This window comes from Enterobacter cloacae complex sp. P17RS, from assembly GCF_014895885.1.
Lineage (GTDB): Bacteria > Pseudomonadota > Gammaproteobacteria > Enterobacterales > Enterobacteriaceae > Enterobacter > Enterobacter bugandensis.
Genome location: NZ_JADBQK010000028.1, coordinates 55,378 through 66,677 on the forward strand (window position 1 = coordinate 55,378; position 11,300 = coordinate 66,677).

Annotated in this window: 10 protein-coding genes; 5 read left to right on the forward strand and 5 right to left on the reverse strand. The window is 56.9% G+C overall.

The features are described from left to right. Positions 1-6 precede the first annotated feature (6 nt). Positions 7-891, forward strand: a complete 885-nt coding sequence (locus IM265_RS18960) for an ROK family protein (RefSeq protein ID WP_193031575.1) — start codon at positions 7-9, stop codon at positions 889-891. A 3-nt stretch (positions 892-894) separates the two neighbouring features. On the opposite strand, the gene selB is transcribed toward IM265_RS18960, so the two are convergent. The 5 genes from selB to IM265_RS18985 all read right to left on the reverse strand — a co-directional run bounded on the left by selB (position 895) and on the right by IM265_RS18985 (position 6,413). Beyond that, positions 895-2,733, reverse strand: a complete 1,839-nt coding sequence (gene selB / locus IM265_RS18965) for a selenocysteine-specific translation elongation factor (protein WP_193031573.1) — start codon at positions 2,731-2,733, stop codon at positions 895-897. After that, complete coding sequence (gene selA, locus IM265_RS18970) at positions 2,730-4,115, reverse strand: L-seryl-tRNA(Sec) selenium transferase (protein ID WP_193031571.1); 1,386 nt, start codon at positions 4,113-4,115, stop codon at positions 2,730-2,732. The genes selB and selA overlap by 4 nt, the downstream gene beginning before the upstream one ends. 103 nt (positions 4,116-4,218) lie before the next feature. Beyond that, entirely contained in the window at positions 4,219-4,827 is a 609-nt protein-coding gene (locus IM265_RS18975) for a glutathione S-transferase (RefSeq protein ID WP_045630259.1), read from the reverse strand. Positions 4,828-4,917: 90 nt separating this feature from the next. Then, on the reverse strand, positions 4,918-6,054 hold the full coding sequence (locus IM265_RS18980) for an HlyD family secretion protein (RefSeq protein WP_028015049.1): 1,137 nt from the start codon (positions 6,052-6,054) through the stop codon (positions 4,918-4,920). A gap of 2 nt (positions 6,055-6,056) precedes the next feature. Continuing rightward, entirely contained in the window at positions 6,057-6,413 is a 357-nt protein-coding gene (locus tag IM265_RS18985) for a DUF3302 domain-containing protein (protein ID WP_028015048.1), read from the reverse strand. Between the two features lie 634 nt (positions 6,414-7,047). On the opposite strand from IM265_RS18985, the gene IM265_RS18990 reads away from it, so the two are divergent. The 4 genes from IM265_RS18990 (at position 7,048) to IM265_RS19005 (ending at position 11,213) form a co-directional block, all read left to right on the forward strand. Next, positions 7,048-8,955 (forward strand): PTS mannitol transporter subunit IICBA, encoded by a 1,908-nt coding sequence (locus tag IM265_RS18990; RefSeq protein ID WP_028015047.1) that lies wholly within the window; start codon positions 7,048-7,050, stop codon positions 8,953-8,955. Between the two features lie 102 nt (positions 8,956-9,057). Continuing rightward, complete coding sequence (mtlD, locus tag IM265_RS18995) at positions 9,058-10,206, forward strand: mannitol-1-phosphate 5-dehydrogenase (RefSeq protein WP_032644949.1); 1,149 nt, start codon at positions 9,058-9,060, stop codon at positions 10,204-10,206. Beyond that, entirely contained in the window at positions 10,203-10,793 is a 591-nt protein-coding gene (gene mtlR, locus IM265_RS19000; RefSeq protein WP_028015045.1) for a mannitol operon repressor MtlR, read from the forward strand. The genes mtlD and mtlR overlap by 4 nt, the downstream gene beginning before the upstream one ends. A 57-nt stretch (positions 10,794-10,850) precedes the next feature. Next, entirely contained in the window at positions 10,851-11,213 is a 363-nt protein-coding gene (locus tag IM265_RS19005; RefSeq protein WP_028015044.1) for a YibL family ribosome-associated protein, read from the forward strand. Positions 11,214-11,300: the final 87 nt, after the last annotated feature.

Below are 11,300 nucleotides of genomic sequence, written 5' to 3' on the forward strand. Positions count from 1 at the left end.
GATGCGATGCAGCTGTTTATCGGTTTTGACGTAGGCGGAACCCACATCAAACACGGCGTGATTGATGAAAATGGCAAGGAGCTGACGACGGACGAGTACGATACTCCTGAGGATAAAAACACCTTCAAAAAGAAGTGGAAAGCGGTAGTTGAAGCGTATCAGGACGAACACGACATCGTCGGTATCGGCGTGAGCTTTCCCGGCCATATTAACCACCACAGCGGCGAAGCGGCAAAAGCGGGCGCGCTCGCCTATCTCGACGGCGAAAACCTGTGCGAACTCTTCGCCGGGCTGACCGACCTTCCCGTCACCGTGGAAAACGACGCCAACTGTGCGGCGCTGGGCGAGCGCTGGCAGGGCGCGGGTAAGGACTACGAGCATTTCGTCTGCATCACCATCGGCACGGGCATCGGTGGCGGGATTGTGATGGAAGGCGATCTTTATCGCGGGTCGCATTACCGCGCCGGCGAATTTGGCGTGCTGCCCGTGGGTAGTAACGGCGAACCCATGCATGACGTGGCGTCGGCCAGCGGCCTGATGAAAGCCTGCCGCCGCGCGCTGGCCGTATCAGAAGAAGAGATGCCTCACGGCGAGGAGCTGTTTAAACGCATGGAGAGCGACGTGCATCTGCGTGAGGCCATTGAGGAGTGGGCCCATTACCTCTCGCGCGGCGTTTACAGCGTAATCTCGATGTTCGATCCACAGGCAGTGCTGATTGGCGGCGGGGTAAGCGAGCAGGAGAAAATCTATCTCCTGCTCGATAAGTACCTGCAGCGATTCGAGGAGTGGGAGGCGCTCAAGGTGCCCATTCTGCCCTGCGAGCTGGGTAACCAGGCGGGAAGGCTGGGCGCGGTATGGCTGGCTAAGCAAAAACTCTCCCGCCGCACGTAGCGCTCAGGGGAACAGCTGCGCGTCGCGAAGCAGATGGTCATTACCCCGGCGACGCGTAAACCCGATGCGGTTGAAATATTCCAGGATCTGGATCGCCAGCTTGCGGCCAACGTTCAGCCGGTCGCGGAAATCGGCTGCGCAGGTGGAGCCGCGCGCCTGATCCAGTTCGCGGATCAGGTTAGCAAACGCCACAATGCGATCGTTACGGTAATAACGATCTTTCACGATCGCGACTATCAGCCCCTGCTGCGCCGCATGGCGCAATACCTGGCGCATCACCTGCTCGTCGGTGTTCGTTTCACGCGCCAGATCGCGAACCCACCACGGTTCATCGCCAAACAGCGAGGCCACTTTTTGCCAGATTGCCTCCTGCTCTGCGGTGAACCCGGCTTTGTGATCCGGCAGATGCAGCCAGCCGTGATGGCTTTTAATCACCCCGCTTTCGCGCATGTTTTCAATCAGCAGCAGCACCAGCGCATCGTCTTCCATCGGCAGCGCCATGCGTCGCAGGCGCTCGCGACCAGGACCGGGTTCATCCTGATGCTGTTCATGGTAAGTGGCGAGCGTGTTCAGGATCTTACGCTGCCAGTTTGCCGCAACCGGCGCATCGAGCAGGCTGTTGCCGGCCTGAATAAAGCCCGGCTGTTGGGTCAGCTGATGCAACCCTTCGCCGCTCAGCTGGCGTGCCCATGCAAAATCACTCAGGCTCACGGCCCCGCGCTCAAGATGCACCCGCAGCGCGGCGTTATCATCCTGAGCCTGCGCAAGCGCAGCCAGCCATTGCAGGTATTCAGGCTTACGCTTGCCGCGTCGCGGCGGGTTCAGCGTCACCACCCGCGCCCCGGCCAGCGTTTCCCGTGCGGAAATGTCCCGCAGTACCAGACGGTCGTTATCCGCCAGCCAGAGCGGCGAATCAAAAACCAGTTCGGCGAGAGCGTTTTCCAGCAGGGACACGCGCCCGGTGATATGGCTGGCCGCGTGGTGAATATGCAGCGGCTGCCATTGGGTCAGCGGGACGTTTGTCTGCAGGGAGACGATGACGCGTTCAGACGGCTCGGGCGGGGCGTCGGCCAGCAGCCAGTCGCCGCGGTTAAGCTGCTCTTTTTCCGCATCCCCGGCAATGTTGAGCGCGATCCGCTGCCCGGCGTGGGCGTGCTCCGCAGGCTGATTTTGCGCATGTAAGCCGCGCACGCGCATCGGTTTATTAACGCCCGTCAGCCAGAGGCTATCGCCCACCTTCACTTCACCGCTTAACTCCGTACCGGTGACCACCAGCCCCGCGCCTTTGACGGTAAACGCCCGGTCAATCGCCAGACGGAAGCGGTGATAGCTGGCGTGGTCTCGCGACGAAAGCTGCTGCAAATGGTGGCGAAGTTCGCCGATACCGCGCCCTTCTGTCGCTACGGTGACAAAAATCGGTGCATCGGCAAAACCATATTCCCGTAAGGTCGCCTGCACCGCTTCGCGCACCTCGCTGACGCGCGCGTCGTCAACGCGATCGGCTTTCGTCAGCGCCACGGTCAGCTGCGGGTTGCCTGTCAGCTGGAGGATCGCCAGATGCTCACGGGTTTGCGCCATCACGCCGTCATCGCAGGCCACCACAAGCAGGGCATGATCGATGCCCCCCACGCCCGCCAGCATGTTGGAAAGAAATTTTTCATGCCCCGGAACATCAATAAAGCCCAGCACGCGGCCATCGGGCTGGGGCCAGTAGGCATAGCCAAGATCGATGGTCATGCCGCGCTTTTTCTCTTCCGGCAGACGATCGGCGTTTATGCCGGTAATTGCCTGCAGTAACGTGGTTTTTCCGTGGTCGACGTGACCGGCGGTGGCAATAATCATTTCAACAACATCTCCAGAAATCGCTCTTCATCTTCAAGGCAGCGCAGATCCAGCCACATGCGGCCGTCGTAAATCCGTCCGATAACCGGCGTCGGCAGGCCACGCCAGCGCAACGACAGGGCCTCCAGGCGGCTACCGCGTCCGTCACGCGGGGTGAAGGTGAGCGCTTGACTCGGCAGCCTGTCCACCGGCAGCGAACCGCTGCCAATTTGCGACTGGCAGGGCTCAATGCGAACGTCAAAATCGGGGTAGTGCGGGGCAACGCGCGGCAGCAGCCGTTCGGCCTGGGCGCGAATCGAGGCGGCATCCCGGCTTAACAGGCGCAGCGTGGGCAGGCGGTCAGCCAGTTTCTCCGGGTGGAGATAGAGGCGCAGCGTCGCGTCCAGCGCGGCAAGGGTCATTTTATCGGCGCGCAGGGCGCGCTTGAGCGGGTGCTGCTGCAGCTGCGCAATCAGCTCGCGCTTGCCGACGATAATTCCGGCCTGCGGCCCGCCCAGTAGTTTATCGCCGGAAAAGCTGACCAGGCTCACGCCCGCGGCAATCATCTCTTGCGGCATCGGCTCTTTAGGCAGCCCGTACTGGCTGAGATCCACCAGCGAACCGCTGCCGAGATCGGCAATCACCGGAATATTCAGCTCGCGCCCAATCGCCGTCAGCTCGGCCTCTTCAACCGTTTTGGTGAAGCCTTCAATATGATAATTGCTGGTGTGGACCTTCATCAGCAGGGCGGTGTTTTCATTCACCGCCGCGCGATAATCTTTCGCATGGGTACGGTTAGTCGTACCCACTTCATGCAGCGTGCAGCCCGCCTGGCGCATCACGTCCGGGATGCGAAACGCCCCGCCAATCTCCACCAGCTCGCCGCGGGACACTACCACCTCTCTGCCGCTCGCGGTCGCCGCCAGCATCAACAGCACCGCCGCCGCGTTGTTATTCACAATGCAGGCATCTTCCGCACCGGTTAGCTGGCAGAGCAGATCCGCCAGCGCGCGATCGCGATGCCCGCGCCCGGCGCCGTCCAGATCGTACTCCAGCGTCACCGGCGAGCGCATGGCCTGCACGACCGCAGCCACCGCCTCTTCCGCCTGCTGGGCGCGTCCCAGGTTGGTGTGCAGCACGGTCCCCGTCAGGTTGACCACCGGGCGTAACGCGCTTTGCGCCTTCTCACCCAGCCGATGCTCAACTTCCTGCTCCCACGCTGCACACCAGTCGGGCAAGGCGTTTTCGGCCTGGATATGGCCTCGGGCTTCATCCTGAAGCAGACGTAACATCTCCACCGTCGCGGTATGGCCGAAGCGCTCAACGGCAGCGTGAATGCGGGGCTCGCGAAGAAGTCGGTCGGTCGCGGGGATCTGGCTGTACAGCGAATGATGAGTAGTCATGAAAGCGCCTGGCGAGTAAATATCTTCCCCCCTCCCGACGGGAGAGGGAGTTAACATGTGGAGGGATTGTACCGCCTCCGACGCCGAAGTGTTATAACCCGCGTCAAGCCTTTGGCGGTTCGGTGCGGGCAAAGCTCTCGCGGCTAAAGAGCGTTTCTGCGAGTTTCACCAGCAGCGGACGGTCAACGCACCAGCCAGGGGACACCCGGCGGAAGTTGAGATAGCCGATGGCGCAGGCGATGGCGATGGTTGCCAGGTCCAGGCTGTCGGTGTGGATCTTGCCCTCCCGGATAAGCTTTTCACACATATCCAGACTGCGGCTGATTTTTTCCCGCTGGCGCAGCAGCTCGCTTTCTGACTGCTGGGCGGCGGGCCTTGCCTGCTCGCGAACGGAGGTGAGTGCTGCATCCATAATGCCGTCGGCCAGGGCTTCAATTTGCTTCACCGCCAGCGCCGCTTTAGGGTCAGACGGCAGCATTGCCGGGGCGATGCCCAGCAGCTCGATATACTCCGCAATAATGGGGGAATCGAACCAGTATTCGCCCTCGTCCGTCACCAGCGCCGGAACTTTCCCCAGCGGGTTATACTGCGCGACGCCGTTTTCGGCGTTGTAGGGCTGTTCATTAACGAATTCAAATTCAATCCCTTTCTCCAGCAGGAGAATCGAGATTTTTCGCACGAAGGGACTGGTGTAGCTACCGATGAGTTTCATTGCCTGATCCTTGATGCCGGGAAAAAGTCAGTATGGATCAAGCGATGAAAAAAGGGCAGATATGCGTGTCGCATTCCCGCCCCGGAAGAATTAGTGATCGAGATAGAGGTAGTGCATCCAGCTGGTCATACGCAGCAGCACTTTACGCATCACCGAGACGTGGGCGAAATGATCCGAATAGACCGCCACCTGGGCATAAATACCGTCCGGCAAAGCATCGACGTCGGCGTTAGGCTCCAGTTCAATCAGCGCCTGTACCCCATCCGTACCCGGCGCAACGGTCAGTGCCTGCAAGGCACCCTGCGCCTGATACGACCCGCCCGGCACTACCGGCAGAACGCTGGTGAGCTTACCGGTGAACACCTGGCCCGGCAGCGCGTTAAATACCACTTCCGCTTCATCACCCGGCTTCAGACGCAGCAGCGAGTTCTGACGGAACTGGGCCACAATCTGGCGCTTCTGTTCAGGAATGAAGACCATCACCGGGCGCAGCGGCAGCGCGGCGGCATAGGTTCCCGGACGGATCAGCACCTGAGTGATGTAGCCATTGCTCGGCGCGCGCACCACGGTCTGATCGAGGTTGTATTTCGCTTCAGCAAGCTGGGCGCGTAACGAGGCAATCTGCGACTGCTCGCCGTTCACCATGCTGTCCAGCTGGCTTTGAATCTGCGTCTGTTCAGCAACAGAGCCTTTCACCATGGCATCCTGCGCCAGATAGTTCTGCCGCGCGTTATCAATATCGCTTTCAGAGAACGGATTCACCTTCGCCTGGCTGCCTTTGAGGTAGCGCTGATAATCTTTATATAGTCTATCGCGCTCAGCGGAGACGCGTGTCGTATTAGCAACCGCTTCTGAAAGCTGCGCTTTCAGAGTGTCGATATTGTGCGTCGCGGTCACCAGGTCCGCCTTCAGTCTGTCGACGCGCGCCTGATAACGGCCCGGATCCAGTTTAAATAACACTTCGCCTTTTTTAATGAGCTGGTTATTTTTATCGGTCACTTCAGTAACCACCCCCGTGACCTGCGGCGTAATCGGAATGGAAATTACCGCTTTTTGCGCCGTAAAGGTATACGGATGGTTATAGTTCATTAGCAGAATGAGTCCGGCAACAATAAACACCCCGCCTAACGTCGCGGTAGCAAGCGTCCACTGATTTACCGGAATACGGAATATTTTAAAGATTGCCCAGGCAAATGCCACATAGGTCAGAATAATTAACAGATCCATGATTAGCGCTCCAGCGTGTTTTTATCATCAGAGGGCTGAACCGCTGCCAGCTTGTGTTCTAACTCGGCCACGCGTTTGGCCAGCGCATCCATCCCCGGAACTTCATCAGGCTTAGTAATGTGGTTCTGCATGCCCCAGCCGCGATCTTCGCGGTACAGCGTGGCCCAAATCCACAGGAACGGCCAGATGGCATGGAGCGTAAACAGGCTGATCCAGCCAGCCGTATGAATAGCATCGGCATGGGGATGATTACGCTTTTTAGCCATATTATACGGGATGTCATGGATGGCGATGATTCCGTAAAAAAGAACCAGAAATACAAAAATCAACACGCCCAGCGCGAAATAGTTGAGAAACATAGTCTCCTCACTTAAACAACGTCAACTCATTACATTAATAAAACAGCACGCAGCCTAATTAATTTATTTTTAAATTTAAAAGGCACACTGATTATTTCAGAGCCGGGGAGTATCGGTTTTTATAATATCTCCACGCAAGTTTATAAGCGTGTCAAAATATATCCTGAATAATAATATACTCAACCTTACATTATGAGCGTAATTCAGATTTCAACTTTCCGCCATACTACATATGAAAACTGTTTTATTAGCTTTCCGTGTTACTCGAGGCCGTCCTGACGCCGATCTCAGTCGGAGAAATCCGCATAAAAATATTTTGTGAAACCAGTCACAATACGGAAACAAACACGCAAAAACAAAATGTGACATCAATCACATAAAGAGGTGATTTTTGCTCTATTTTTCGCCATCGTATTTTTTTTACTCGCCTATTTTGTGACTCAGATCACTTCATTCAACGCCACACCCCCTACATTTACGTGACATACATCACACAAAATTCCGCTATCTGGACAGTTGAACGATTCAGTGCCAGATTTCACAGCATCAGAACAGGGTCCGGCTACCTCTGCCGCCTCATTAACAATAAACCTCGGGCCGCAAGCCTAAGCGTAAACAGAAGAAGGGGTGTTTTATGTCATCCGATTTCAAGATCAAAGTTCAAAGCTTTGGTCGTTTCCTCAGCAACATGGTGATGCCAAATATCGGCGCGTTTATCGCGTGGGGTATTATCACCGCATTGTTCATTCCGACAGGGTGGTTGCCTAACGAAACGCTGGCGAAACTTGTTGGCCCAATGATTACCTATCTCCTGCCGCTGCTCATCGGTTATACCGGTGGTCGTCTGGTGGGCGGTGACCGTGGTGGCGTCGTGGGTGCCATCACAACCATGGGCGTGATCGTCGGTGCGGATATGCCGATGTTCCTCGGTGCGATGATTGCCGGTCCTCTGGGCGGCTGGGCGATTAAGAAATTCGACGTCTGGGTTGATGGCAAGATCAAGTCCGGCTTCGAAATGCTGGTGAACAACTTCTCTGCGGGCATCATCGGGATGATCCTCGCGATTCTGGCGTTCCTCGGCATTGGTCCGGCTGTTGAAGTGCTGTCCAAACTGCTGGCGGCGGGCGTTAACTTCATGGTGGCGCACGACATGCTGCCGCTGGCGTCTATCTTTGTTGAACCGGCGAAAATCCTGTTCCTGAACAACGCCATTAACCACGGTATCTTCTCGCCGCTGGGTATTCAGCAGTCTCACGATCTCGGCAAGTCCATCTTCTTCCTGATTGAAGCGAACCCGGGTCCGGGTATGGGCGTTCTGCTGGCGTACATGTTCTTTGGTCGCGGCAGCGCGAAGCAGTCTGCTGGCGGCGCGGCTATCATCCACTTCCTGGGCGGTATCCACGAAATTTACTTCCCGTACGTGCTGATGAACCCACGTCTGATCCTGGCCGTTATCCTCGGCGGTATGACTGGTGTGTTCACCCTGAGCGTGCTGGGCGGCGGTCTGGTCTCCCCTGCTTCTCCAGGCTCTATCCTGGCGGTGCTGGCGATGACGCCGAAAGGCGCGTACTTCGCGAACATCGCGGCGATCTGTGCGGCGATGGCGGTCTCCTTCGTGGTCTCTTCTATCCTGCTGAAAACCAGCAAGGTGAAAGAAGACGACGATATCGAAGCGGCAACCCGTCGTATGCACGACATGAAAGCCGAATCCAAAGGTGCGACCCCACTGGCGGCTGGCGATGTTTCTAACGACCTGAGCCACGTGCGTAAAATCATCGTTGCCTGCGACGCCGGTATGGGTTCCAGCGCAATGGGTGCCGGCGTGCTGCGTAAGAAAGTGCAGGATGCGGGCCTGACCAACATCTCCGTAACCAACAGCGCGATTAACAACCTGCCGCCGGACGTTGACCTGGTCATCACGCACCGCGATCTGACCGAGCGCGCTATGCGTCAGGTACCGCAGGCACAGCACATCTCGCTGACCAACTTCCTGGACAGCGGCCTGTACACCAGCCTGACCGAACGTCTGGTTGCCGCGCAGCGTCACGAAGACAACGAAGTGAAGGTGCGCACCAGCCTGCAGGACAGCTTTGACGAGAGCAACGCTCACCTGTTTAAGCTGGGCGCGGAGAACATCTTCCTCGGCCGTACCGCGAGCACCAAAGAAGAGGCGATTCGCTTTGCCGGTGAACAACTGGTGAAGGGCGGCTACGTTCAGCCAGAATACGTTGACGCGATGCTGGAACGTGAAAAACTGACGCCAACCTACCTGGGTGAATCCATCGCGGTTCCGCACGGTACGGTTGAAGCGAAAGACCGCGTGCTGAAAACCGGCGTGGTGTTCTGTCAGTATCCTGACGGCGTGCGCTTCGGTGAAGAAGAGGACGACATCGCCCGTCTGGTGATTGGTATCGCCGCTCGCAACAACGAGCATATTCAGGTGATTACCAGCCTGACCAACGCGCTGGATGATGAGTCCGTCATCGAGCGTCTGGCACAAACTGAAAGCGTTGAAGAAGTTCTGGCCCTGCTCAACAAATAGCAGCGCCTCTTCCCTCTCCCCTTCGGGGAGAGGGCTAGGGTGAGGGGGAAACGTTCCTCACCCCAGCCCTCTCGGGTAAAAACATTGATGAAGGTTAACACTATGAAAGCATTACATTTTGGCGCAGGTAATATTGGTCGTGGCTTTATCGGTAAACTGCTGGCAGACGCGGGCATTACCCTGACATTCGCCGATGTGAATCAGGTGGTTCTGGATGCCCTGAATGCCCGTCATAGCTATCAGGTTCATGTGGTGGGTGAAAACGAACAGGTTGAAACCGTCTCTGGCGTTAACGCGGTCAGCAGCATCGGCGACGACGTGATTGACCTGATCGCCAGCGTTGATCTGGTGACCACCGCCGTGGGTCCGGTGGTGCTTGAACGTATTGCTCCTGCGGTCGCGAAAGGCCTGACGAAGCGTAAAGCACAGGGCATTGAAACACCGCTGAACATCATCGCCTGTGAAAACATGGTGCGCGGCACCACGCAGCTGAAAGGCCACGTTATGGCGGCCGTGGCTGAGGAAGATAAAGCCTGGGTTGAAGCGCACGTCGGGTTTGTGGATTCCGCTGTAGACCGTATCGTTCCGCCTTCCGAATCCGCCACCAACGATCCGCTGGAAGTCACTGTTGAAACCTTCAGCGAGTGGATCGTCGATAAAACTCAGTTCAAGGGCGCGCTGCCGACCATTCCGGGAATGGAACTTACTGATAACCTGATGGCATTTGTCGAACGCAAACTCTTCACGCTGAACACCGGGCATGCTATAACCGCGTACCTCGGAAAGTTGGCCGGTCATCAGACCATTCGCGACGCGATCCTCGATGAGCAGATCCGCGCGGTGGTGAAAGGGGCAATGGAAGAGAGCGGCGCGGTGCTGATCAAACGCTACGGTTTTGATGCTGATAAACACGCAGCATACATCCAGAAAATCCTCGGTCGTTTTGAAAACCCGTATCTGAAAGATGACGTTGAGCGCGTGGGCCGTCAGCCGCTGCGTAAGCTGAGCGCGGGCGACCGCCTGATTAAGCCGCTGCTGGGTACGCTGGAATACGGTCTGCCGCACGCCAACCTGGTGAAAGGAATTGCTGCCGCGATGCACTACCGCAGCGAGCAGGACCCGCAGGCGATTGAGCTGGCTCAGCTGATTGATGACAAAGGGGCGCAGGCTGCGCTGGCGCAGATTTCCGGTCTGGACGCCAGCAGCGACGTGGTTGCGGAGGCGGTTAACGCATACAACGCAACCAAATGATGCAGAATCCGGCGCAGGTAAGCCTGCGCCCGAATAACAGATTGTCAGATATGCAGGCAATAATGGAACAAACCCAGGCCTTTGAAAATCGTGTGCTTGAGCGTCTGAATGCTGGCAAAACCGTACGAAGTTTCCTGATTGCCGCCGTCGAGCTGTTAACCGAGGCGGTGAATATCCTGGTGCTTCAGGTGTTTCGCAAAGACGACTACGCGGTAAAGTACGCTGTAGAACCGTTACTGGACGGAGACGGACCGCTGGGCGATCTGTCGGTGCGTCTGAAGCTGATTTATGGTCTTGGCGTGCTCAACCGCCAGGAGTATGAAGACGCTGAACTGTTAATGGCGCTGCGCGAAGAACTCAATCATGACGGTAATGAGTACACTTTTACCGATGATGAAATCCTGGGGCCGTTCGGCGAGCTGCACTGCGTCACCGCCCTGCCTCCTGCTCCCCATTTTGATAACAGCGACCCTGAACTGTACGCGATGCAAAAGCTGCGCTATCAACAGGTTGTCCGTTCCACTATGGTCCTCTCCCTGACTGAGCTGATTTCTAAAATCAGCTTAAAAAAAGCGTTTCAGAAGTAAGCCCGTTCACATTGGTGTATCCTTCCCTGTAATTCCCCCGATTTAGAGTCAATTGTCATGAAAGAAGTCGAAAAGAACGAAATTAAACGCCTGAGCGACCGTCTGGATCTGATCCGTCACCAGATGGCTGGCCTGTCTCTGGTTGATTCCGCCGAGAAATATGCCGAGCTGGAAAAAGAGTCCGCGAAGCTGGAAGCGGAAATCGAGCGCCTGCGCGAAGTGAAAGGCCAGAAGCTGAGCAAAGAAGCGCAGAAGCTGATGAACATGCCGCACCGCCGCGCGATCACCAAAAAAGAGCAGGCCGACATGGGCAAGCTGAAGAAAAGCGTCCGTGGTCTGGTGGTGGTACACCCGATGACTGAGCTTGGCCGCGAAATGGGCCTCAAAGAGATGACGGGTTTTTGTAAGACCGCATTCTGATTTCATGCCGGGTGGCGCTGCGCTTACCCGGCCTGTTCTTTTCCCCTTCGCGTGAATTGGTCCAACCAATAGCGCAATCAATCCTCC

Coding starts and splice junctions, on each gene's coding strand:
- IM265_RS18960 (WP_193031575.1), top strand. CDS start 7: ATGCAGCTGTTTATCGGTTTTGACGTAGGCGGAACCCACATCAAACAC.
- selB (WP_193031573.1), bottom strand. CDS start 2,733: ATGATTATTGCCACCGCCGGTCACGTCGACCACGGAAAAACCACGTTA.
- selA (WP_193031571.1), bottom strand. CDS start 4,115: ATGACTACTCATCATTCGCTGTACAGCCAGATCCCCGCGACCGACCGA.
- IM265_RS18975 (WP_045630259.1), bottom strand. CDS start 4,827: ATGAAACTCATCGGTAGCTACACCAGTCCCTTCGTGCGAAAAATCTCG.
- IM265_RS18980 (WP_028015049.1), bottom strand. CDS start 6,054: ATGGATCTGTTAATTATTCTGACCTATGTGGCATTTGCCTGGGCAATC.
- IM265_RS18985 (WP_028015048.1), bottom strand. CDS start 6,413: ATGTTTCTCAACTATTTCGCGCTGGGCGTGTTGATTTTTGTATTTCTG.
- IM265_RS18990 (WP_028015047.1), top strand. CDS start 7,048: ATGTCATCCGATTTCAAGATCAAAGTTCAAAGCTTTGGTCGTTTCCTC.
- mtlD (WP_032644949.1), top strand. CDS start 9,058: ATGAAAGCATTACATTTTGGCGCAGGTAATATTGGTCGTGGCTTTATC.
- mtlR (WP_028015045.1), top strand. CDS start 10,203: ATGATGCAGAATCCGGCGCAGGTAAGCCTGCGCCCGAATAACAGATTG.
- IM265_RS19005 (WP_028015044.1), top strand. CDS start 10,851: ATGAAAGAAGTCGAAAAGAACGAAATTAAACGCCTGAGCGACCGTCTG.